This is a genomic window from Streptomyces sp. NPDC001027 (genome assembly GCF_040299045.1).
Taxonomy (GTDB): Bacteria; Actinomycetota; Actinomycetes; order Streptomycetales; family Streptomycetaceae; genus Streptomyces.
Genome location: NZ_JBEPBI010000057.1, coordinates 22,456 through 44,164 on the forward strand (window position 1 = coordinate 22,456; position 21,709 = coordinate 44,164).

At 71.1% G+C, this 21,709-nt stretch carries 19 protein-coding genes and 4 pseudogenes; 10 read left to right on the top strand and 13 right to left on the bottom strand.

The window, feature by feature from the left end; genetic code table 11:
• The first annotated feature begins 79 nt into the window (after nucleotides 1–79).
• From ABT300_RS18045 to ABT300_RS18055, 3 genes are all read left to right on the top strand, one after another.
• Entirely contained in the window at nucleotides 80–2,944 is a 2,865-nt protein-coding gene (locus tag ABT300_RS18045; RefSeq protein ID WP_351676441.1) for a LuxR C-terminal-related transcriptional regulator, read from the top strand.
• A gap of 114 nt (nucleotides 2,945–3,058) precedes the next feature.
• Nucleotides 3,059–3,661, top strand: coding sequence for a 3'-5' exonuclease (locus tag ABT300_RS18050; protein WP_351676444.1), 603 nt, complete (start codon nucleotides 3,059–3,061; stop codon nucleotides 3,659–3,661).
• Nucleotides 3,662–3,790: 129 nt separating this feature from the next.
• Nucleotides 3,791–4,357: a hypothetical protein gene (locus tag ABT300_RS18055; protein ID WP_351676446.1), complete on the top strand. Its 567-nt coding sequence runs from the start codon at nucleotides 3,791–3,793 to the stop codon at nucleotides 4,355–4,357.
• Between the two features lie 72 nt (nucleotides 4,358–4,429).
• Here ABT300_RS18055 and ABT300_RS18060 read toward each other — a convergent pair.
• Nucleotides 4,430–4,606: pseudogene (locus tag ABT300_RS18060) on the bottom strand (VOC family protein); the annotation flags it as partial.
• Nucleotides 4,588–5,523 carry a LysR family transcriptional regulator gene (locus ABT300_RS18065; RefSeq protein WP_351676449.1) on the bottom strand — a complete coding sequence of 312 codons (936 nt, stop codon included), beginning with the start codon at nucleotides 5,521–5,523 and terminating at the stop codon, nucleotides 4,588–4,590. The gene ABT300_RS18065 and the pseudogene ABT300_RS18060, both read right to left, overlap by 19 nt.
• Before the next feature lie 70 nt (nucleotides 5,524–5,593).
• On the opposite strand from ABT300_RS18065, the gene ABT300_RS18070 reads away from it, so the two are divergent.
• Nucleotides 5,594–6,346, top strand: a complete 753-nt coding sequence (locus ABT300_RS18070; RefSeq protein WP_351676451.1) for an SDR family oxidoreductase — start codon at nucleotides 5,594–5,596, stop codon at nucleotides 6,344–6,346.
• A 34-nt stretch (nucleotides 6,347–6,380) separates the two neighbouring features.
• Here the strand turns inward: ABT300_RS18070 and ABT300_RS18075 are convergent, their stop codons facing one another.
• The 8 genes and pseudogenes from ABT300_RS18075 to ABT300_RS18110 form a co-directional block, all read right to left on the bottom strand.
• The gene (locus ABT300_RS18075) at nucleotides 6,381–7,301 is read right to left on the bottom strand and encodes an SEL1-like repeat protein (protein WP_351676453.1); all 921 of its coding nucleotides are present in this window, start codon (nucleotides 7,299–7,301) and stop codon (nucleotides 6,381–6,383) included.
• 124 nt (nucleotides 7,302–7,425) lie between these two features.
• Nucleotides 7,426–7,670, bottom strand: a pseudogene (locus ABT300_RS18080) (hypothetical protein); the annotation flags it as partial.
• Nucleotides 7,667–7,798: pseudogene (locus tag ABT300_RS18085) on the bottom strand (DNA-binding response regulator); the annotation flags it as partial. The pseudogenes ABT300_RS18080 and ABT300_RS18085, both read right to left, overlap by 4 nt.
• Nucleotides 7,799–7,911: 113 nt before the next feature.
• Nucleotides 7,912–8,580, bottom strand: coding sequence for a potassium-transporting ATPase subunit C (locus ABT300_RS18090; RefSeq protein ID WP_351676455.1), 669 nt, complete (start codon nucleotides 8,578–8,580; stop codon nucleotides 7,912–7,914).
• A gap of 5 nt (nucleotides 8,581–8,585) precedes the next feature.
• Complete coding sequence (kdpB, locus tag ABT300_RS18095) at nucleotides 8,586–10,718, bottom strand: potassium-transporting ATPase subunit KdpB (RefSeq protein ID WP_351676458.1); 2,133 nt, start codon at nucleotides 10,716–10,718, stop codon at nucleotides 8,586–8,588.
• Entirely contained in the window at nucleotides 10,715–12,379 is a 1,665-nt protein-coding gene (gene kdpA, locus ABT300_RS18100; RefSeq protein ID WP_351676461.1) for a potassium-transporting ATPase subunit KdpA, read from the bottom strand. Before kdpA ends, kdpB begins: the two co-directional genes overlap by 4 nt.
• A gap of 8 nt (nucleotides 12,380–12,387) precedes the next feature.
• The gene (gene kdpF, locus ABT300_RS18105; protein ID WP_018566520.1) at nucleotides 12,388–12,477 is read right to left on the bottom strand and encodes a K(+)-transporting ATPase subunit F; all 90 of its coding nucleotides are present in this window, start codon (nucleotides 12,475–12,477) and stop codon (nucleotides 12,388–12,390) included.
• Nucleotides 12,478–12,704: 227 nt separating this feature from the next.
• A pseudogene (locus ABT300_RS18110) lies at nucleotides 12,705–12,947 on the bottom strand (amino acid permease); the annotation flags it as partial.
• Nucleotides 12,948–13,051: 104 nt separating this feature from the next.
• Between ABT300_RS18110 and ABT300_RS18115 the strand changes: the two are divergent.
• The 3 genes from ABT300_RS18115 to ABT300_RS18125 are packed head-to-tail and all read left to right on the top strand — an operon-like array spanning nucleotide 13,052 to nucleotide 14,588.
• Nucleotides 13,052–13,753, top strand: a complete 702-nt coding sequence (locus ABT300_RS18115; protein ID WP_351676464.1) for a CBS domain-containing protein — start codon at nucleotides 13,052–13,054, stop codon at nucleotides 13,751–13,753.
• Nucleotides 13,734–13,877 carry a hypothetical protein gene (locus ABT300_RS18120; protein ID WP_351676466.1) on the top strand — a complete coding sequence of 48 codons (144 nt, stop codon included), beginning with the start codon at nucleotides 13,734–13,736 and terminating at the stop codon, nucleotides 13,875–13,877. The genes ABT300_RS18115 and ABT300_RS18120 overlap by 20 nt, the downstream gene beginning before the upstream one ends.
• Nucleotides 13,878–13,907: 30 nt before the next feature.
• Complete coding sequence (locus ABT300_RS18125) at nucleotides 13,908–14,588, top strand: CBS domain-containing protein (protein ID WP_351676469.1); 681 nt, start codon at nucleotides 13,908–13,910, stop codon at nucleotides 14,586–14,588.
• A gap of 326 nt (nucleotides 14,589–14,914) precedes the next feature.
• Here the strand turns inward: ABT300_RS18125 and ABT300_RS18130 are convergent, their stop codons facing one another.
• Nucleotides 14,915–16,441: a sensor histidine kinase gene (locus ABT300_RS18130; RefSeq protein WP_351676472.1), complete on the bottom strand. Its 1,527-nt coding sequence runs from the start codon at nucleotides 16,439–16,441 to the stop codon at nucleotides 14,915–14,917.
• A complete protein-coding gene (locus tag ABT300_RS18135; protein WP_351676474.1) occupies nucleotides 16,438–17,187 on the bottom strand; it encodes a response regulator transcription factor in 750 nt (249 codons plus the stop codon). Before ABT300_RS18135 ends, ABT300_RS18130 begins: the two co-directional genes overlap by 4 nt.
• A 229-nt stretch (nucleotides 17,188–17,416) precedes the next feature.
• Between ABT300_RS18135 and ABT300_RS18140 the strand changes: the two genes are divergently transcribed.
• The 3 genes from ABT300_RS18140 to ABT300_RS18150 all read left to right on the top strand — a co-directional run bounded on the left by ABT300_RS18140 (nucleotide 17,417) and on the right by ABT300_RS18150 (nucleotide 19,999).
• Nucleotides 17,417–18,769 carry a ferredoxin reductase family protein gene (locus ABT300_RS18140; RefSeq protein WP_351676477.1) on the top strand — a complete coding sequence of 451 codons (1,353 nt, stop codon included), beginning with the start codon at nucleotides 17,417–17,419 and terminating at the stop codon, nucleotides 18,767–18,769.
• 7 nt (nucleotides 18,770–18,776) lie between these two features.
• Entirely contained in the window at nucleotides 18,777–19,253 is a 477-nt protein-coding gene (locus ABT300_RS18145; protein ID WP_351676480.1) for an FMN-binding protein, read from the top strand.
• Nucleotides 19,254–19,396: 143 nt separating this feature from the next.
• Nucleotides 19,397–19,999 (top strand): ferredoxin reductase domain-containing protein, encoded by a 603-nt coding sequence (locus ABT300_RS18150; RefSeq protein ID WP_502977957.1) that lies wholly within the window; start codon nucleotides 19,397–19,399, stop codon nucleotides 19,997–19,999.
• Between the two features lie 146 nt (nucleotides 20,000–20,145).
• On the opposite strand, the gene ABT300_RS18155 is transcribed toward ABT300_RS18150, so the two are convergent.
• Complete coding sequence (locus ABT300_RS18155; protein ID WP_351676482.1) at nucleotides 20,146–21,216, bottom strand: zinc-dependent alcohol dehydrogenase family protein; 1,071 nt, start codon at nucleotides 21,214–21,216, stop codon at nucleotides 20,146–20,148.
• Nucleotides 21,217–21,709: the final 493 nt, after the last annotated feature.

Here is a 21,709-nt window from a genome sequence, read left to right on the forward strand (position 1 = left end):
CGGAAACCGAAGACGGTCGCCCGGTTCTGCTTATGTACGGTTGCTGCGACAGGGCCCTGCAAGAGAGAGAACGGCACCCATGACCGCAGAGCTGACACCGGCTGTCGGTGAGCGCCCGGTAGGCCGGGAAGCCGAGCTTTCCTCGCTCGCGCGAACCGTTGACGCGTTCCGGGACGGCCGGGGCTCGGTCGTGGAGATCGCCTCGGAGCCGGGCATGGGCAAGACGCGCCTTGCCACGGCACTCGCAGCCCTCGCCGCACAGCGGGGCGTCCCGGTCGTCCGTGCCCACGCCGTACGCGGAGACTCCACGCCGTTCCAGGTGTTGCGGGACGCCTGGGAGGCACGCCAGGCGCACCCGGGGGCGGGCGGCGCCAAGGGGAAGCCGTTCGACGAGGTCCGGGACCGGCCCGGTGAGTGGGCGGCGGGCTGCGTCCTGGTGCTGGACGACGTCCACTGGTGCGATCCGGAGTCGGCCGCGGTGCTCGTGCGGCTGGTCCGTTCCGTCGCGCCCGGCCCGTTCCTGCTCGCCCTGGCCCACCGCCCCGGGCAGACGGCGCCCGAGGTGCTGGAGGCGCTGGAGGACGGGGTACGGGCCGGCGCCGTCACGCGGATCGAACCGGGCCCACTCGACCCGGAGGCCGTCACCGCACTGCTCGCCCGCTGGGGCACGCCCGTGAGTCGCGAGTCGGGCGCCCCGGCCGGACTACAGGATTACGCGGCTCGGTTGTGCGCGGCCGCCGAGGGCAATCCGCGCTACCTGCGTCTGCTCGCCGCGGCGGACTGGCAGCCCGCGCACTGGCCCGACCGCCCCGGCGCCGACACCGCCGGACTGCTCCGCGAAGCGAAGCCGCTGATCGCCGAACTCGACGCGCTGACCCCGAAGGCCGCCGCCACGGCCTCGGCGGCGGCCGTCCTCGGCAGCCCGTTCCGTCCGCAGGACGTCGCTCGGATCTCCGGGCTGGGGCTGGACAGCACCCTCGACGCACTCGCCGAACTGGAGCGGACGGAGCTGGTGCGCTCGGCCGACTGGAAGGGCGGCCTCGCCTTCCGCCATCCCGTCGTCGGCCATGTCGCGCACGAGAGAGCCGGTGTGTCCTTCCGGCTGCGCGCACACCGCCGCGCCCTGGAACTGATCACCGGCCGCGGCGGCCGGGCCCGCGAACGGGCCCGCCACGCCGAGCACCTGCTGGGCGCGGACGCCGCTCTCGCCGCGCGAGTGCTGGCCGAGGGCGCCGCGGAGATCGCCGCACGAGATCCGCAGACCGCGGCACACTGGCTCCGGTCGGCCCTGGAGTCCCTGCCCGACGGGGCAGACGAGGCGGAGGGGGCGGACGGGGAAATGGGTTCCCTCAGCCGGACCGACCTGGAACTCGCCTGCTGCCGCGCGCTGATCGCCTCGGGCCGGCTGCAGGAGGCTCGCACGCGCTCGCACGAACTGCTGGCGCACGGGCGCGCGGTTGCCGGCGAGCGGCGGTGGCTCCAGGCCCACGCCGTCTGCGCGAACGCCGAACGGCAGCTCGGCCGGTACGCGGAGGCGGCGGCCATCACGGGCGCCGCCCTCGGCCTGCTGCCCAGACCGCTGCCCGATCCGCTGCCGGCCGAGGCCGTGGAACTGATCATCGAGTACGGCCTGGTCCACGTCCTCAGCGGTGCGCACGACCAGGCACGCGACCTGCTCCGGGAAGCCGCGCGGACGCCGAGTGACGCGGACGGGGTCGATCGCACCGTCCTGCGGGTCCTCAACGCCCTGTGCGCCACCCATGCGGGAGACCTGAACGAGGCCGCCGACGAGGTCACCCGCTGTGCCCGGCTCGTGGACGCTCTTCCGGACCCGCTCGCCGGCCGCACACCGGAGACCCTCGCCCTGCTCGGCAGCGCCGAGCTGTACCTGGAGCGGTTCGAGGACGCGGTCCGCCACCTGGGCCGGGGGCTGGCGCCCGCCGACTCGGGTCCGCAGCGGCCCATCCTGCTGCACCGGCTCCTGGGACTCGCCATGGCCGAACAGTGGACCGGCCGCCTCGAGGCCTCCGAGCGGCATGCCCGGAAGGTGGAGAGCCTGGCCCGCGCCCTCGGCGTCCGGCCCGCGGTCACCCTCGCGCAGGCGATCCGCGCGACGGCCCTCGTCTGGGCCCGTGGCCGGGAGTGCGCCGACGAGGCCGTCGCGCTCGTGCAGGAGGCCGCGGGCGCCACCCCGGCCGGTCATGGCTGGTGGTCCGCCTCGGCGACGGGCCTGCTGGCCCAGGCCCGAATGCTCTCCCGTGACGCCGCCGGATGCCGACGCACGCTGCTGGAGGGCGGGGCAGCGAAGCGACTGCCGCAGGTCCGCCCCTTCTCCCGGCCCTTCCTGCTCTCACTGCTGGCCACGGCCACGCTGGACGGCGGCGACGGCGAGGAAGCCCACCGGCTGGTCCGGGCCGCCGAGGCGGAGGCCGACCGACTCGGACTGCCCGTCCAGAAGGCGTACGTACGCTGCGCCCGTGCCCAACTCCACATGAGCGACGGCGAGCACGACGCGGCAGCCAAGCTCTTCGAACTGGCCGCGGAGACCTTCCGGGCCGCCGACATGCCCGTGCAGTACGCCTGGACGCTGGCGACCGGCGCCCGCTCCCTCCACGAGGCCCACGGCCCGGCCGCTGCCCTCGCTCACCTCGACGCCGCCGAGGCGGTCGCCCGCGTCCATGGAGCACTGCTGGTCGAGGAACGGGTGGCCGCGGCGCGTGCCGAGCTGTCGGGGGACGCCCTCGGCGCGCACCCCCTCGGCCTGCTCAGCGACCGCGAACGGGAGATCGCCGAACTCGCGGCGACGACTCTGCGCACCCGGGAGATCGCCGAGCGGCTCTTCCTGAGCCCGCGCACCGTGGAGACACACCTGTCCCGCATCTACCGCAAACTCGGGGTCCCCTCCCGGCTCGCGCTCTCCGACCTCATGCGGCGGAGCGCGTAGTCCTCGCAGGGACGTCGCCGCGAACGCCGCCGCCGGGTCGCTCTCGGCCGTGACGGCGTGGACGTGCAGAAATTCGGGTGCCGCATCCGGGCTCGCGTCCCTACCCTCGGCCCCATGCACCATGAATCCGCTCTACTGAACGTCATCGACGTGGAAGCCACCTGCTGGGACGGACAGCCGCCGCCCGGCTCCGTGAACGAGATCATCGAGATCGGTCTCACCGTCGTGGACGCGGCGGCACGGCGCCGCGTATCCCGGCACCGTGTGCTGGTCCGACCCACCCGGTCGACGGTGAGCGCCTTCTGCACCGAACTGACCGGACTGACCCAAGCCGAGGTGGAACGGGGCGTCACCTTCGGCGAGGCCTGCCGGATCCTCGTCGAGGAGCACGGGGCCGGCGAGCGCCCCTGGACGAGTTGGGGCGAGTACGACCGTCGGCAGTTCGCCCGGCAGAGCCAGGCCGACGCGGTGGCCTACCCCTTCGGCTATCCGACGGAGCGCAGCCACACCAACGCCAAGGCCGTATTCGCCGCGGCCCACGGACTGCGCAGGAAACCCGGCATGAGTCACGCCCTGCAGATCGCCGGACTGCCGCTCGAGGGACGCCATCACCGCGGCGAGGACGACGCCTGGAACATCGCCGCACTCGTCCTCGACCTCCTGGAACGCGGGGCATGGCCTGTCACCGGCACAGTCGTCCAGGACGGGGCCCATTGACTGCCAGCGCGCGGCCCAGGAGCTCTCACCGCCCACCGATCGCATCAGGAATCAGTGCAACCACGTAATCGCACACCTAACCGCTGAGCCGGCGGGCTTCGCTCGCTCTCCGCCGGTTAGCCTGCCCGCATGCCTCTCACAGTCGACCAGTTGACCGGGTACGTGGATCGCGAGCTGGACACCGACCTCGCACGCTGGTTCCCCCACGCACCGCGGGTGGAGTTCTCCGAGCCGGTGCGCCCGGTGGAGCCGTTCCTCGCTCGGCTCCCTCACGGCGCCGCGACCGCGCTGGCCAGTCTCGACCGCAAGGTCCGAGCCGGAGCCCTGCCGGATTTCCTGGACATGGCCGACTCGTCGTACGGCTTCGACTTCGAGGCCAACGACTGCGAGATCCTCGACTCCGACTACACGACCCGGCTGTCCGATGACGACGTGTGGTCCCTCGGCGGCGACGGCGGCGGCAACTACTACGTCGTCCTCACCAACGGCCGGGTCGCGGTGTGGTTCCACGAGGAGCAGGTCATAGAAGCCGACACGCAGTACGAGAACCTGGACGTCTTCGTGTGGTCGCTCGTCCGGTACAGGGCCGTGCGCGCCGGCGTCCTCGACCTGGCCGCGGTCGAGGAGGACTTCCGATCCCTCGGCCAGCCCGGAGCGCTGGAGCCGGAGATCGGACTCCTCGCGTACATGTCCTGAGACAAGGCGCTGCGCTTCGCGGCCACCGCCATTGAGCCAACCAGCCGTCCGTTCAGCGGAGTTGAGTCGTGATCAGCTGGTCGTCCTGACGGGAGCACTGCTGCGTCCGTGGTCGCGACCGCTGAGCTCGGTGTCGAGTGTCTCCTGAGCGACACGCATGACTTCGGCGTACGCGGGGTCCTGCAGCCGCTTCCACATCTCCTCTTCAGAGAGGTCCTCGACGCGGCTCGTCACCCACCAGGAGGCGCCTGGGGAACTTCTCGGCGTGGCCAGTCGACGGAGGACTCCGGACCGGGTGAACCCGCTTGCGCCGCTTCCTCCACTTGCGCCGCTTCCACACTGGCGCGGATCAGCGCGGCCACCGACCGTGACGTCGTCCGTTCCGGCCAGGCGACGACGACCGCGGTGGGCGGCGCGTCGAGCAGCGGCACGCACGCCACGTCGGGCCACGCGCGCTGGCGCACCGACTCGGGCAGGATCGCGACCACCTGGCCCAGAGCGACCAACTGCATCACCTGCGAGATGTCACGCACCTCGGGCAGACGGCCATCGGCCGCGTCCGCATCGTCACCGGGCCATCGGGGCTGCTGTTCGCCGGACAGGTCGGCGAGCGTCAGGGCCGCTCGGCCGGCGAGACGGTGGGCCCGGGGAAGCACGGCCATCTGGCCCTGGGTCAGCAGCGGTTCGGTGTCGAAGCCCGCGAGATCGTCGTAGGGCGCGGTCAGGAACGCGACGTCGGCCCTGCCGTCGCGCAGCATCGGAGCCTGCTCCCCGATGCCGCAGACGATCACCTCGACGTCGACGGCGTCCGGATCACGACGGTAGTGCCGAAGGATCGACTCCAGCAGTCCCGCATCCCCGTTGGGCTTCATCGCCAGCGTGAGCTTCGGATCGGTCCGTCCCGCCCGTTGCGCACGCCGGACCGACGCCGTCACCGCGTCCAGCGCCTTGCGGCTCTCGGTCAGGAAGACCTGGCCGGCGCCGGTGAGGCGCACCGATCGGCTGGTGCGTTCCAGCAGCTGCACGCCCATGCGTCGCTCCAGCCGGGCGATGGCGCGGGACAGCGGCGGCTGCGTCATGCCCAGACGCTGTGCGGCGCGGCCGAAGTGCAGCTCCTCGGCGACAGCGACGAAGTAGGCGAGCTCACGCGTCTCCGGCACATCCATACCCGCAGGGTATCGTTCGAGACTCCACGGGTGTTGGCCTGCGCGTTCGGTGCGGTGGTGTGCTGAACGCATGAACGAAACCATGATCATCCTGGTGACCGGCGCGAACAAGGGCATCGGCCGCCAGATCGCCGCCCAGCTCGGAGCCCTGGGCCACAGCGTCGTCGTCGGCGCCCGTACTGCCGAACTCGGCCAGAAGGCCGCCGCCGAGCTGCGGGAAGGCGGTGCCGATGCGACTTCGGTCAGGCTCGACGTGACAGACCCGGACTCGGCCGCCGCGGCCGCCGCCGCGATCGAAGCCCGCTACGGCAGGCTCGACGCCCTGGTCAACAACGCCGGCATCAGCTTCCCACCGGGCAGTGACCTGGGCGACCAACGCCCGAGCGGGGCGGACTTGGACGTCCTGCGCGCCGTCTTCGAGACCAACTACTTCGGGGTGATCACCGTCACCAACGCGATGCTGCCGCCGCTGCGCCGATCGCCCTCGCCGCGGATCGTCAACGTGTCCAGTTCGGTGGGCTCGCTCAACGTCAACGCGGACCCGAAGGGCGCCGACGGACCGCCGCTGATGCCGGTCTCCGCCGGGTACGTCACGTCGAAGACGGCGTTGACGGCGCTCACTCTGCAATACGCATGGGACCTGCTGGCCGAGGGCATCAAGGTCAACGCCGTCTGCCCCGGCTACGTCGCCACCGACCTGAACGGCCACCGCGGCCACCGCACGCCGGCCGAAGGCGCGGTGGCCGCCGTCCGGATGGCCACCGTCGGCCCCGACGGCCCGACCGGCGCCTTCACCGACGACAAGGGCCCGGTGCCCTGGTGAGCCGGCCAGAGCCTCCCCCTGTCGGGAAAGGTGGCTATTCCTCTTCGCGTGCGGCGATGACCCGTATCGCGTGTTGCGCCTGCGCGTCCCCCCGATCGGCTGCCTCGCGAAACCAGACAACGGCGTCGTCCAACCGGTCCAGACCGACGAGAAGATGACCCAAGGCATACATACCGCCGACGTTCCCGGCGTCGGCCGCCTTACGGAGCCACTCCTCGGCCTCCGTCACGCGCTGCTGCTTCTTGTGCATCAGTCCCAGATTCACCGCCGCACCGCTGAATCCCGCCGCGTGGGAACGCGCATAGAACCCGGCGGCCTGTTCGATGTCACCTCGCTCCTCGGCCAGTTTGCCCATGAAGTCGAGTGCCCCGGGATGCCCCTTGTCCGCTGCCCGGCGCAGGATCTCCCCGGATTCCCGCTTGCGACCCCGGCCGAGCCACAACCCGGCCAGGGACACCTCCGCATCTAAGTGCCCCTGCTTCGCCGCCCGCTCGAAGTGGCTTTCGGCGAGGGAGAGTTCACCCGTCGCCTGGTAGTGGAGAGCCAGGTTGTACTGCGATGGCGCGTGACCGCGCACGGACGCCTCGGAATACCAGTGCAGCGCCTCGCCGGTGACCTTCCGGCCCCCACCGGCGAGTTGCAGGGCGAGACTGTGCATGGCGCCGGCGTCCCCCGCGGTGGCGGCCCGGCGGAACCACAAGATCGCGTTGTCCCGGTCATCCAGATCTACGTAGACGAGCGCAAGGTTGTACTGAGCGTTCACGCTGCCCGACTCCGCCGCACGGAGGTATGCGTCACGCGCATCCTCCAGCCTTCCCTGCTCGGCGAGAGCGACCCCCTGCTTGAACCACTTCCGGCCACTGAACCAACCGCGTCCGCTCAAGAGATCCCCCACCCTCGCCCCACGGACCAAAGACACAGAATGGCACAAGTGTGCGAAACAGTGGAAGGGCACGCCTAGATCGCCTTGCCCCTCGCTCTCGTTCCACGGCGATGCACAAGTCGTGAGATTGGGCGCGCAGTTCGGCGCCTGTTGGACGAACCGGACGGGCCCACGGCGCCTGTCATCGGGTTCGTCTCACTGAAGCCTCACCCCGCTCCAGCAGGCCCCGGTCCACGTCGACCGTCGGCAGGGTCTCCGGGACGTCCGGCTCGACGCTGTCCTCGGGGACGCCGCCGAGCGCCATCGGGATCATCTCGTCGAGGTCGGTCTCGCGGATGGTCGGGATGACGGTGCCGGTCTGCAGGCGGGACATGTCGAGGAGGCCCCGACGAGGTGGTCGAGGGGGTCGGCGCCGTCCTCGACGGCCGCCAGCAGTTCCGCCGGGCCGCGAGCCGGAGCGCGGTGGCGCCGTCGGGGGCGGCGTCGACGCCGTACCGGCGTGCCTGGAGATCGATGATGAGGGCCCGTACGAGCTGTGGGTCGTCCTCCACCACCAGCACCCGTGTCATGGGCGTGCGCCTTCCTGCCGTGCGTCGTCGGACCGTGCCGACTTCATGACTGCGGGAGTAGGCGGACCCGTCGCTCCGGGACCGCCGACTCCTCTGCGGGTCGTGCAACGCCGTCAGCTCTTCGCCAGGAGTTCCCTGAGCGCGATGTTGAGCTCCAGGACGTTCACCCTGGGCTCACCGATGAAACCGAGTGTGCGGCTGTCGGTGTGGTCGTCCACGAGCTTCTGGACCCGGGCCGCGGACAGGCCGTTCTTCTCGGCGACCCGGTGGACCTGGAGGTCGGCGTACGCCGGGGAGATGTCCGGGTCCAGGCCGGAGCCGGAGGAGGTGACGGCGTCGGCGGGGACCTCGGACGGCTTGACCATGTGGTCGGCGGTCGAGTTGTCCTTGACGACGGCGGCCTTGGCGGCGGTCACCCAGTCGATCAGGTCCTTGTCGTCGGCGGACCGGTTGGTGGCGCCGGACAGGATCAGCTTGTACCGGGTGTTGACGCTGTTGCTGCCGAGGCCGTTCTGCGGGCGGCCCTGGAACCACTTCAGGTCGGGCTCCGGGGTCTGCCGGCCCTTCTTCAGCGGCAGGTTGTACGACTGGCCGATCAGCGACGAGCCGACGACCTTGCCGTCCGCCTTGACCTCGGAACCGTTCGCCTTGTCGCTGAACAGTCCCTGGGCGATGCCGGTGACGACGAGCGGATAGACGACGCCTGTCACCAGGGTCAGCACGAGGAGGGCGCGCAGGCCCGCCCCGAGCAACCGGAGGGTGTTGGTTACCGAGTTGTTCATGGCTTTCAGCCGATCCCGGGGATGAGGGAGATGAGCAGGTCGATGAGCTTGATGCCGATGAACGGCGCGATCAGGCCGCCGATTCCGTAGATCGTGAGGTTGCGCCGCAGCATCTTGTCGGCGCTGACCGGCCGGTACTGCACGCCCTTCAGGGACAGCGGGACCAGCGCGACGATGATCAGCGCGTTGAAGATCACGGCCGACAGGATGGCGGAGTCAGGCGAGGCCAGGCCCATGATGTTGAGCTTGTCCAGGCCCGGGTAGACGGCCGCGAACAGCGCCGGGATGATCGCGAAGTACTTCGCGACGTCGTTGGCGATCGAGAACGTCGTCAACGCGCCCCGGGTGATGAGGAGTTGCTTGCCGATCTCGACGATCTCGATCAGCTTGGTCGGATTGGAGTCGAGGTCGACCATATTGCCGGCCTCCTTGGCGGCCGACGTGCCGGTGTTCATCGCGACGCCGACGTCGGCCTGGGCCAGCGCGGGGGCGTCGTTGGTGCCGTCACCCGTCATGGCGACGAGCTTTCCGCCGGCCTGTTCCCGCATGATGAGGGCCATCTTGTCCTCGGGGGTGGCCTCCGCGAGGAAGTCGTCGACGCCCGCCTCCTCGGCGATGGCCCTGGCCGTCAGCGGGTTGTCACCGGTGATCATGACCGTCTTGATGCCCATGCGACGCAGTTCGTCGAACCGCTCCCGCATGCCCTCCTTGACGACGTCCTTGAGGTGGATCACGCCCAGGACGCGGGCGCCTTCGGAGTCCTCGACGGCGACCAGCAGCGGGGTGCCGCCGGCTTCGGAGATCCGGTCGGCCGTCGTGTCCGCGTCCTCGGCGACCGTGCCGCCCTGCTCCTTCACCCAGGCGATGACCGAACCGGCCGCGCCCTTGCGGATCCTGCGTCCGTCGACATCGACGCCGGACATCCGGGTCTGGGCGGTGAAGGCGATCCATTCGGCGCCCTTGAGCGCGCCCTGGTCGCGCTCGCGCAGTCCGTACCGCTCCTTCGCCAGTACGACGACGGACCGGCCCTCGGGCGTCTCGTCGGCCAACGAGGAGAGCTGGGCGGCGTCGGCGACCTCCGCCTCGCTCGTACCGCTCACCGGCACGAACTCGGACGCCTGGCGATTGCCGAGGGTGATGGTGCCTGTCTTGTCGAGCAGCAAGGTCGAGACGTCACCTGCGGCCTCGACCGCGCGGCCGGACATGGCCAGCACGTTGCGCTGCACCAGCCGGTCCATGCCGGCGATCCCGATCGCGGAGAGGAGGGCGCCGATCGTCGTCGGGATCAGGCAGACCAGGAGGGCGACCAGCACGACCATCGTCAGATGCGTGCCCGCGTAGTCCGCGAACGGCGGCAGCGTGGCGCAGGCCAGCAGGAAGACGACGGTGAGCGAGGCGAGGAGGATGTTGAGGGCGATCTCATTCGGCGTCTTCTGCCGTGAAGCGCCCTCGACGAGGTTGATCATCCGGTCGATGAAGGTCTCGCCCGGCTTCGTCGTGATCTTGATGACGATCCGGTCGGAGAGGACCTTCGTGCCGCCCGTGACGGCCGAGCGGTCGCCGCCGGACTCGCGGATGACGGGCGCCGACTCACCGGTGATCGCCGACTCGTCGACGGACGCGACCCCCTCGACGACGTCTCCGTCACCGGGGATGACGTCGCCCGCCTCGCAGACGACCAGGTCACCGATCTTCAGGTCGGCGCCCGGCGCCTGTTCCTCCGAGCCCCCGACGAGCCGTCGCGCCACCGTGTCGGTCTTGGCCTTGCGCAAGGTGTCGGCCTGCGCCTTGCCACGGCCCTCGGCGACCGCTTCGGCCAGGTTGGCGAAGACGACGGTCAGCCACAGCCAGGCGCTGATGGTCCAGCCGAACCAGTCGCCGGGGTCCTTGAAGGAGAAGACGGTGGTCAGGACGGACCCGATCCACACCACGAACATCACGGGTGACTTGACCATCACTCGCGGGTCGAGCTTGCGGAAGGCGTCCGGGAGGGACTTGAGGAGCTGCTTGGGGTCGAAGAGGCCCGCGCCCACGCGGCCCTCGACGGGCCTGTGCCCGGTGGGCACGTCGCTGTGCGGCGCCCTGATCGGGGTGGCTGTGGACATCGCGTCCTCTTGCTTCGTCACGTCGGTTGTCATGACGCCAGCCCTTCGGCCAGCGGGCCCAGCGCGAGGGCCGGGAAGTACGTCAGGCCGGTGATGACCAGGACCGCGCCCACCAGCAGACCCGTGAACAACGGCTTCTCGGTGCGCAGGGTGCCCGCCGTCACCGGCACGGGCTTCTGTTCCGCCAGCGAACCCGCCAGAGCCAGGACGAACACCATCGGCAGGAAGCGGCCGAGGACCATGGCCAGGCCCAGGGTGCTGTTGAACCACTGGGTGTCGGCGTTCAGTCCGGCGAAGGCCGAGCCGTTGTTGTTCGCAGCGGACGTGTAGGCGTAGAGGATCTCGGAGAAGCCGTGCGCGCCGCTGTTGGTCATGGAGTGCGCCGGCGTCGGCAGGGCCATCGCGGCGGCGGCGAGGACGAGCACCAGCGCCGGCGTGATCAGGATGTAGCAGGCGGCCAGCTTGATCTCGCGGGTGCCGATCTTCTTGCCCAGGTACTCGGGCGTGCGGCCGACCATGAGACCGGCGATGAACACCGCGATGATCGCCATGATCAGCATGCCGTAGAGGCCGGAGCCGGTGCCGCCGGGCGCGATCTCGCCGAGCATCATGCCGAGCATGGCGATGCCGCCGCCGAGGCCGGTGAAGGAGGAGTGGAAGGAGTCCACCGCGCCGGTCGAGGTGAGGGTGGTCGCGACGCCGAAGATCGAGGACGAGCCGACGCCGAAGCGGACCTCCTTGCCCTCGTACGCGCCGCCCGCGATCTGCAGCGCAGGGCCGTGGTGGGCGAACTCGGTCCACATCATCAGGGCGGTGAAGCCGATCCAGACGGTGGCCATGGTGGCGAGGAGGGCGTACCCCTGCTTCACGCTGCCGACCATCACACCGAACGTGCGGGTCAGGGAGAACGGGATGACCAGCAGCAGGAAGATCTCGAAGAGGTTGGTGAGGGGGGTCGGGTTCTCGAAGGGGTGGGCGCTGTTGGCGTTGAAGTAGCCGCCGCCGTTGGTGCCGAGCTCCTTGACGGCCTCCTGCGAGGCCACCGCGCCGCCGTTCCACTGCTGCGAGCCGCCCATGAACTGGCCGACCTCGTGGATGCCGGAGAAGTTCTGGACGGCGCCGCAGGCCACCAGGACGATCGCCGCGACGAAGGCGCCCGGCAGCAGGATGCGGGTGACACCGCGCACCATGTCCGACCAGAAGTTGCCCAGTTCACCCGTGCGGGACCGGGCGAAGCCGCGCACCAGCGCCACCGCCACCGCGATGCCGACGGCGGCGGAGACGAAGTTCTGCACCGCGAGCCCGACCGTCTGCACGACGTGGCCCATGGCCTGCTCGCCGTAGTACGACTGCCAGTTGGTGTTGGTGACGAAGGAGACGGCGGTGTTGAACGCCTGGTCCGGGTCGATCGAGGAGAAGCCCAACGAGCCCGGCAGCACGCCCTGGAGCCGCTGGAGCAGGTACAGGAACAGCACGCCGACGGCTGAGAAGGCGAGGACGCCGCGCAGGTACGCGGGCCAGCGCATCTCGATGTCGGGGTCGGCGCCGATGCCCTTGTAGATCCACTTCTCGACCCGCCAGTGCCGGTCGGAGGAGTAGACCCTGGCCATGTGGTTGCCGAGGGGGACGTAGCAGAGCGCCAGGGCGCCTGTGAGTGCCAGCAGCTGGAGGACGCCGGCGAGTACGGGACCCATGTCAGATCTCAGAACCTCTCCGGGAAGATGAGGGCGAGGACGAGATAGCCCAGCAGGGCGACGGCCACGATCAGGCCGACGACGTTCTCGGCGGTCACAGCTTCGTCACCCCCTTGGCGACGAAGGCCACGAGCGCGAACAGCGCGATCGTGGTGACGACGAAGGCCACATCGGCCATCGCGAACTCCCAGGAAGTGGTTCGGAAGAGAACGGACAGATAGAGGAAACCCCGGCTCCGACCGGAATCGGTCGGCCGTTGACGAGTCCCATACGGCGGCCCCCGCACCTTTGACGGCGCTCTTACGGCCCCCGTCCGCACCGGCTCTCACGGCAGGCGGAAGCGCAGCCGGCAGATGCCCGCGTCCGTCTCCCTGCGCACGGCGTGGGCGACGACCGCGCCCCGCTGGTTCGCAGCAGCCTCCCCCAGCCACAGCCGCTCCGGCTCCGTCTCCGTCTCCGGGATCAGGACGGTGACCTGGGTGACCGGCTCCGCCGCCGCGACCTCACGGACGTACGCGGCGATGGGGCGGCCCAGACTGCGCCGCTCGCAGGACAGCCGCACCAGGGGCGGCTGAATCCGCGCGACGATTGGGGCCGACCGGCCCATGCGGCCTCCGCGCGTCAGGCGGAGGGTGGGAATGGACGGCACACCGACACGAGGAGGCGAGAGTCATGTGGCACCGGACGGTGAGCGACCTCATGACCACATCGGTCGTCAGTGTGCGCCGGGACACCGGCTTCAAGGAGATCGCCAAGCTGCTCGCCGAGCACGACGTCACCGCCGTACCGGTCGTGGACGACGCCGAACGCGTCATCGGGGTGGTCTCCGAGGCGGATCTGCTGCGCAAGGAAGCAGGTCGGCTGGATCCGGCCGGCCTGCTGCCCGTTCTGCGCCCTGAGGCCGCCGACCGTGCGAAGGCCGAGGCCACGACGGCCGAAGGACTGATGAACAGCCCGGCCGTGACGGCCAGGCCGCAGTGGACGGCGGTGGAGGCGGCCCAGGTCATGGAGCGTCACCACGTCAAACGGCTGCCGGTGGTCGACGAGACCGACCGGCTGGTCGGCCTGGTCAGCAGGGCCGACCTGCTGCGTGTCTTCCTACGGGGCGACAGCGCCATCCGCGAGGAGATTTCCGGGGAGGTGCTCGTGCGCACCCTCGGCATCGCTCCCGGCGCCGTCACCGTGCGCGTCGTCGACGGACGGGTGTCGCTGAAGGGGTCCGTCGAGCGCAGGTCGCTCGTCCCGGTCGTCGTACGTCTGTGTCAGGGCGTGGACGGGGTGGTCGACGTCTCGGCGGAGCTGAGCCACCAGGTGGACGACACCTCCGCGGCGCCGGAGCACGAGGGGCCACGCCGTGCCGGACTGGCCACGTGAGCGGGAGCTGTTCGACCTGATCACGGGTCTCCACCGCTGGGTCCTGCGGGTCGCCGGTCACGCCGCTCTGATGGCGGACGCCCGCCCCCCGTTCCGCCCGGACATGAGCACCACCGAACGCTGACCTGACGAACTCGAGACGAGGTGGTCGGACATGACCGGCACTCCGCACATCGTGAGCGATGTGATGACCCGGACGGTCGTGGCCGTCGGTCGCGACGCGCCTTTCAAGGAGATCGTGCGGACCATGGAGCAGTGGAAGGTCAGCGCCATGCCGGTGCTGGAGGGAGAGGGGCGCGTCATCGGTGTCGTGTCCGAGGCCGACCTGCTGCCCAAGGAGGAGTTCCGCGACGAGGAGCAGAGCCTCTCCCGGCAGCGACAGCGACTGGCCGATGTCGCCAAGGCCGGTGCGACCCGGGCCGAGGAGCTCATGAGCACGCCCGCCGTCACCGTCCGTCCGGACGCCACTCTCGCTCAGGCCGCGAGGATCATGGCTGTCCGGCACATCAAGCGGCTGCCGGTGGTCGACGACATCGGCATGCTCCAGGGCATCGTCAGTCGTGCCGATCTGCTGAAGGTCTTCCTGCGGTCGGACGAGGAGATAGAGGAGGAGGTCCGCCGCACGGTGGTGTCCTACCTGTTCCCCGGCTTCGGGCACGCCATCCACGTGAACGTGCACGAGGGCGTCGTGACCCTGCGCGGACACATCCGCGACACCTCGCTCATCTCGGTCGCCGTGCGCCTCGTTCGCGCCGTCGAGGGCGTGGTGGACGTCGCACCGCAGCTCACCGGCGCGCCGACGGATCCCGGCGGACGGCAGGCGAACGGTTCTTGAGCCGTCGTGCCTCGGTCCACCCGTCGGCCGGTCACGGGAGGCGGGGACGAAGGTCCCGGCAGATGTGGGCTCTTCGGCTCACTCCAGGTGAGTGGACCGGGGCGACGCTGACGGTGACCCACCGGACCGTGAGGCAGGAAGGCCGGCTCCGGTGGCCACGAGGAAGGGAGCCCGGCTGATGGAGGTGGCGGGAAGGACTTCGACACAGATACGGCGAAGTGGCCGCAGCGAGCTGTGCACCGCGCAGTCAGGATCCGCGAGAAGCGGGTGACGTCCTTCCCGCCCCTGCGCGCCACGGTGCCGCGCCCGCAGGCAGCGGCGTCTCATCACCCGTGGGCGTCGCGGAGCCGCACGGTGAAGGTGGTCGCCCCCGGCCTGCTCTCAAGCGTGACGCTTCCGCCGTGGGCCTCTGCCACCGCAGCCACGATCGACAGGCCGAGTCCGGCGCCCGTGCCGGCGCCGGCGCCCGTGCCCTCCGCATGGCGGCGCTCCCCATGTGTGAAGCGTTCGAAGACCCTGGGCTGGACGTCCGCGGCGACGCCGGGGCCGTCGTCGTGGACCTTCAGTACGGCTGTCCCCTCGCGGATCCCCAACGAGACGGTGATCGTGGTGCCGGGGGGCGTGTGCAGGCGCGCGTTGGCCAGCAGGTTGGCCGGCACCTGCTGGAGCCGGTGGGCGTCGCCCGGCACCGTCACCGGCTCCTCGGACAGCTCCAGCGTCCATCGGTGTCCGGGGCCCGCCGCCTGCGCGTCCGTCACGGCGTCCAGGACCAGGCGGGTCAGGTCGACGGGACGGCGCTCCAGGGGGCGACCCGCATCGAGGCGGGCGAGGAGGAGCAAGTCGTCGACCATCTCCCCCATGCGAGCCGCTTCGGCCTCGATGCGTTCCAGGGCCCGCACCACCTTCCGCGGCACCGGCCCCGGATGCAGCAGCGCCAGTTCCGCGTGGCCGCGGACCGACGCCACGGGCGTGCGCAGCTCGTGGCTGGCGTCGGCGGCGAAACTCCGCAGCCGTGCCTCGCTCGCGTGCCGTTTGGTCAACGCCTCCTGGACGTGGCCGAGCATCAGGTTGAAGGCGCCGGCGACCCGTCCGACCTCACTGCGAGGGTCTGCCTCGGGCGCGCGCGGCCAGAGTTCCACCTCGCCGCTGGACAGCGGCAGCCGACTGACCCGGGCGGCGGTCGCGGCCACCCGGCTGAGAGGGCGCAGGGACCAGCGCACCCAGAGGGCCCCAGCGACGCCCGCGACGGCCAGCGCCGCGCCGAAGACGACTGCGGCAACCAGTTCCAGCCGGTGGACAGCGGCCTCGACGGGCTCCGTGGGCAGCCCGATGATCAGGACGTCGCCGTCCCTGCCCCTGACCGCCATCACCCGGTAGTCGTCCAGCGCCGAGAGATCGATCGTGTGCCCCCGGCCGTCGGCCGGCACGTCGGCGAGCGTTCTCCGGTCCGCGGCGCCGAGCGCGACGTTCCGCGCGTCCGAGCCCGTGTGCGAGCCCACCAGCGCGGCGTTGGTGACCGTGTCGCCGACCAACCGGGCGCCGAAGGTTCCGACGGTCTGACGGCGGGTGTCACCGTCACCGTCCTCATCGCCGACGGCCCCGGTCGAGTCCTTCCGAGACTGGGGGAGGTCCGACGGCAGCGTCCCACCGTGCTCCAGGCTCGCGGGGAACCGCACGCCCGCCTCGCGCAACTGCTGGTCGAGACGGCCGGTGAGAAAGCCGTTCAACTCCACCGCCGCCGCCACCCCGACGGCCGCGCAGCTGACCGCGAGCAGCACGACGAGGCCAGCGGTGAGCCGCGCTCGCAGCGTGTGCGGCCAGGGCAGGCGCGGAGGCCACCACCCCCTCCTCACCGGCCCACCGGCTTGAGCACGTATCCGGCTCCCCGCACGGTGTGGATCATGGGTGGGCGGTCCGCGTCCACCTTCTTGCGCAGGTAGGAGATGTAGAGCTCGACCACGTGGGCCTGCCCGCCGAAGTCGTAGGACCACACGCGATCGAGGATCTGCGCCTTGCTGAGCACCCGTCGCGGGTTGCGCATGAGCAGGCGCAGCAGTTCGAACTCCGTCGGAGACAGCTCGATCAGTTCTCCGCCGCGGACCACCTCGCGGGCCTCCTCGTCCATCACGAGGTCGCCGACGGTGAGCCGCGGCCCGTCCTGCGTCTGCCGGGCCATGCCGGCGCGGCGCAGCAGTCCGCGCAGGCGGGCGACGACCTCCTCCAGACTGAACGGTTTCGTCACGTAGTCGTCTCCGCCCGCGGTGATGCCCGCGATGCGGTCCTCGACGGCGTCCTTCGCGGTCAGGAAGAGCACGCACACGTCCGGGCGGACGGCGTGCAACGAGCGGAGCACGGCGAAGCCGTCGGTGTCCGGGAGCATGACGTCGAGGACGACGGCGTCGGGCAGCAGTGCGCGTGCCTCGGTGACGGCCGAGACGCCGTCACCGGCTGTGCGGACCTCCCAGCCCTCGTAGCGCAGTGCGCCGGAGAGGACCTCCGCGAGGTCGGGGTCGTCGTCGACGACGAGGACCCGGAGCGGGGAGCCGTCGGTCCGGGTCAGTGCGGGGCGGCCGTGGCCGCGGGGGCGCTGAGTGTTCATCTCAGGTACCAGGATGCGGCCTCGCAGGGGCCCAGGTGGCTTCACGGACCTCTGAGTTCGCTCTGATTCCGCCGTGTCGCCGACTCGCCGTGCTCGACCGGGCGGCCCTTCCCACCTGCGGCGGAGCCGCGTCTCCGACCGGACGCTGAGAGCGGGCTCACAGGTTGGGACAGCACAGTGTCGTCCCGGACGGCACAGGACCGTCACCGACAGCCGAAGGGAGATGCGGATGACAACGGTGCACGCGCCGCGGAGGATCGCCCCCGCGCCCCCCGCCCCACGGCGCTCCCCCATCGGCCTTGTGCTCGCCGTTGTGTGGGGCGGGGCCGCCTCCGTGATCGCCCTGTGGTGGCACGACACGGGTTCGGTCGTGGGCGCGGCCGGCTGGCTGACGGGCGCCGGGCGGATCGCCGGACTGCTGTGCGGTTACGCCTGCGCCGTCCTCGTCGGTCTGGTGGCCCGCGTCCCGCTCCTGGAGCGGCGGATCGGGGCGGACCGGGTGACGCGCTGGCACGCGATGGCGGGCCGCTACACCATCTGTCTGCTCGTGGCGCACGTCGTGCTGATCCTGCTCGGGTACGCCACGCAGGACGGCTCCTCGTTCCTGGTCGAGGCGCTCACCGTGGTCCTGGACTGTCCGGAGATGCTCAAGGCGACCGCCGGCGCCGTCATCCTGTTCGCGGTCGGGATCGTCTCGGCCGGCCCGGTACGCCGTCGGGTCAGTCACGAGTTCTGGTACTACGTGCACCTGCTCACGTACGCCGCGGTCTTCCTCTCCTTCGGTCACCAGCTCGCCCTGGGGTCCGACTTCACCGGCGACCGGCCGGCCCAGGCCGCCTGGTATGTGCTCTACCTGGGCGTCGCGGCCCTGGTGGGGTGGTTCCGCATCCTGGCCCCGGTACGGCTCAACCTGCGTCACCGGCTGCGGGTCGACTCCGTGCACAGGGAGGCGCCGGGCGTGTACTCCGTGGTTCTGCGTGGTCGGCGGCTCGACGAGATGAAGGCGCGGCCGGGGCAGTTCCTGCGCTGGCGGTTCCTCACCGAGGGCATGTGCTGGACGTCCACCCCGTACTCCCTGTCGGCGCCGCCGCGCCCGGACCTGCTGCGCATCACCGTCAAGGCGCTCGGCGACCACAGTGCCGCGGTCGCTCTGCTGCGGCCGGGCACCCGTGTGTGGGCGGAGGGCCCCTACGGGGCGCTGACGGCGGACCGGCGAACCGCGCAGAAGTCCCTGCTGATCGCGGGCGGCGTCGGCATCACCCCGCTGCGCGCCCTGTTCGAGACGCTACCCGGCGACGTCACCCTCCTCTACCGCGCCCGCACGGCCGAGGACCTCGCCCTGGGCGGCGAGCTGGAGGCCGTCGCAGCGTGGCGCGGGGCGAAGGTGCTCTACGCGCTCAACGGCCCGCACGGCCGGCGCCCCGACCTCACGGCCCGCTCCCTGTGCGCGGCCGTGCCCGATCTGGACGCCCACGACGTCTACCTGTGCGGCCCGCACGGGTTCGCGCGCGACCTGTACGAGCTGCTGCGGGCCGCCCGGGTGCCGGACCGCCGCATCCACCACGAGTCCTTCGAGCTGTGAGGTCGTCTTGCACACGTTGAAGAAGAACCGCCCGCTGCGCCGCATCGCGCTGGCGAGCGCCGCGACCGTCTCCGGCATGGTGCTGCTGCTGTCGCTGAAGCCGCACACGACGCCGACCGTCGCCGGGGTGGCGGCCGCTCCCGCGCCGACCGGTGACTCCAGCGCGTCGGAGGGATCCAAAGGATCGAGCGGATCGGCGGCGACGGGAACCGAGACCCTCACCGGCGAGTCCGCCCAGACCCGCTACGGCCCCGTCCAGGTCCGCGTCACGCTGAAGAACGGGAGAATCACCGGCGTCACCGCGGTCGCCTACCCGCAGGAGAACCCGAGGGACCAGCAGATCAACGCCTACGCCGTACCGCAGCTGACCGAAGAGGCTCTCACGGCCCAGAGCGCGGACATCGACACGGTTTCCGGAGCCACGTACACCAGCGACGGCTACCGCCGGTCACTGCAGTCGGCGCTGGACTCCGCGAACCGCTGAAGCCGGCGGGCCTACGGTCTCTGCGCCGGTACCCGCCACACCAGCGTGGTGCCGCCGTCCTCGGGCTTCCCCAGTTCGGAACCCACCAGCTGCGCCAGTACAGCCTGTGCTCGGCCCCGGGCGATGATCTCCGGCGGAGCACCGTGAAGCGGGTCTGCGGCGACGCCGGCGGCCCCGACGGCGAGGTCTCCGCCCTGCTGCACGACACCGTCCGCGCGGGGGACGCACTGCTGCTGTCCGCCCCGTTCGGCGACGTCTTCCTCGACGGCCCGGCCGACGACGCCACCCCGCTCGTCCTCGTGTCGGCGGGCATCGGCTGCACCCCCATGACCGGAATCCTGGCCCATCTCGCGTCCGTCGGCTCGACCCGCCCGATGCTGGTCCTGCACGCCGACCGCTCTCCGGCCGACCATGCCCTGCGCGCCGAGACGCACGACCTCGTCGCGCAACTGCCGGGCGCCCTGGCCGTCTTCTGGTACGAGCACCCCGAGGCGGAGGAACCCGACGCCCGCACCGGCCTGATGAACCTGAGCGACCTCGAACTCCCCTGCGAAGCCACCGTGTTCCTGTGCGGCCCGGTGCCCTTCATGCGAGAGATGCGCGGGCAGTTGCTCAGCGCCGGGGTTCCCGCGCGGCGCATCCGCTACGAGGTCTTCGGACCCGATCTGTGGCAGCCCGACACCGTGGCCCGAACCTCCCTGATCCACCGGTCCGGCGGCGCGGAGGAGCCCTCAGGCACGGCGTGACGGGGGGCGGCGGCAGTCGGTCCGGTCTGGCACGGTCCACCGATCGGGCCGGGCTCGAGCAGTGGGCCCCGGCGCGGCGCGGCACCTGGGTGCTGCTCCAGGTGCGTCACGTGGGCTGTTCGGTCATGGCCCGTCACGTCCTCTCGTCAGGCCGCCCGGACGGCGACCTCCTCGTGCGGCCGCCCGCCGAGAACCACCTTGAGGGCGCCCGTGTCGGCGGCCTTGGCGAAGACGTCGTACGCCTCCTCCATACGCTCGAGCGGGAAGGTGTGGGTGACCAGTTGTGCGGTGGGCAGCCGGCCGGCGGCGGCCATGCGCAGCAGGGTGGGCGTGGAGTGGGTGTCCACCAGGCCGGTCGTGATGGTCACGTTCTTGATCCACAGGTCTTCGAGGTGCAGCGTGGCGGGCCTGCCGTGGACGCCGACGTTGGCCACGTGCCCTCCGGGCCGCACCATGCGCGTGCACATCTCGAAGCTCTCCGGCACGCCGACCGCCTCGATGACCACGTCCGCGCCGAGCCCGTCGGTGAGATCGGCGATCAGCAGCTCGGGGTCCTCGCGGGCGTCGGCCACGGCGTCGGCGCCGAGTTGCCTGGCGGCCTCCAGCCGGGAGGCGGCCAGGTCGACGGCGACGATCCGCTCGGGCGCGAACAGCCGCGCCGTGGCGATCACCGCGAGGCCGATCGGGCCGGCCCCGACGACGGCGACGGTGTCGCCCGGACGTACCCGCCCGTTGAGGACGCCCACCTCGTAGGCGGTCGGGAAGATGTCCGCGAGCAGGACGGCGTCCTTGCTCTCCACCGCGCTGGGCAGGGCGTGCACGGACAGGTCGGCGTAGGGGACGCGGACGTACTCGGCCTGGGCGCCGTCGATCAGGTGGCCGAGGATCCAGCCCCCACCGCCCCGGCATTGGCCGTAACCGCCCTCTCGGCAGTAGCGGCATCGGCCGCAGGCGCTGATGCAGGAGACCAGCACCCGGTCGCCCGGACGTACGGTCCGGACATCGCCGCCGACCTCCACGATCTCGCCGACGGCCTCATGTCCGAGGACCGTGCCGGGGCGCACTTCGGGGACGTCGCCCTTGAGGATGTGCAGGTCCGTGCCGCAGATCGTGACGGCGCCCACCCGCACGACGGCGTCGGTCGGCTCCTTGACGGCAGGGTCGGGGACCTCTTCCCAGGCAGACTGCCCGGGGCCGTGGAAGACGAAGGCTTTCATGATGCTTCTCACCGTCCTTCGCGCAAGTGAATACATTGCCCCCTATGTTCATTTTGTTGATTGATCGCCCGATCTGCTTGGGCCGTCCGGCCCCCGTTGCACGCCGGACGGTCCCGACCGTCCGCGAGCGGTGGCAGGCCCCGTCCACCCCGCTTTGCTCGTTCCATGGCCGCTGACGACACGAGGTCCACGCCCTGGCGAGCGGCGCCCCGCACGCACGCGAGGGCTGGGCTGAACGGCCCTCCCTTTTCTCTGGAGTCGGTCCCGGGCGGCCCGGCGGCGACGTCTGGCCGGCCCATGCCGGCGGCACGACCTCGCCTGTCACCTTCGGACGTGTCCCCCGGACGAGGAGAAGGTGCGGACCGATGCCCAGCGGCACGTACGCGAGGAAGCGGTTGTGGCGGTGGCGAAGCAAGGTGGGACCGCGGTGGGGCCACAAGACCGGCTGACCGTACGACGGGATCCGGGCTCCCATGAGCGCGGTCCCGTCGCC

Coding starts and splice junctions, on each gene's coding strand:
- ABT300_RS18045 (WP_351676441.1), top strand. CDS start 80: ATGACCGCAGAGCTGACACCGGCTGTCGGTGAGCGCCCGGTAGGCCGG.
- ABT300_RS18050 (WP_351676444.1), top strand. CDS start 3,059: ATGCACCATGAATCCGCTCTACTGAACGTCATCGACGTGGAAGCCACC.
- ABT300_RS18055 (WP_351676446.1), top strand. CDS start 3,791: ATGCCTCTCACAGTCGACCAGTTGACCGGGTACGTGGATCGCGAGCTG.
- ABT300_RS18115 (WP_351676464.1), top strand. CDS start 13,052: ATGTGGCACCGGACGGTGAGCGACCTCATGACCACATCGGTCGTCAGT.
- ABT300_RS18090 (WP_351676455.1), bottom strand. CDS start 8,580: ATGAACAACTCGGTAACCAACACCCTCCGGTTGCTCGGGGCGGGCCTG.
- kdpA (WP_351676461.1), bottom strand. CDS start 12,379: ATGGGTCCCGTACTCGCCGGCGTCCTCCAGCTGCTGGCACTCACAGGC.
- ABT300_RS18125 (WP_351676469.1), top strand. CDS start 13,908: ATGACCGGCACTCCGCACATCGTGAGCGATGTGATGACCCGGACGGTC.
- ABT300_RS18140 (WP_351676477.1), top strand. CDS start 17,417: ATGACAACGGTGCACGCGCCGCGGAGGATCGCCCCCGCGCCCCCCGCC.
- ABT300_RS18065 (WP_351676449.1), bottom strand. CDS start 5,523: ATGGATGTGCCGGAGACGCGTGAGCTCGCCTACTTCGTCGCTGTCGCC.
- ABT300_RS18135 (WP_351676474.1), bottom strand. CDS start 17,187: ATGAACACTCAGCGCCCCCGCGGCCACGGCCGCCCCGCACTGACCCGG.
- kdpB (WP_351676458.1), bottom strand. CDS start 10,718: ATGACAACCGACGTGACGAAGCAAGAGGACGCGATGTCCACAGCCACC.
- ABT300_RS18155 (WP_351676482.1), bottom strand. CDS start 21,216: ATGAAAGCCTTCGTCTTCCACGGCCCCGGGCAGTCTGCCTGGGAAGAG.
- ABT300_RS18070 (WP_351676451.1), top strand. CDS start 5,594: ATGAACGAAACCATGATCATCCTGGTGACCGGCGCGAACAAGGGCATC.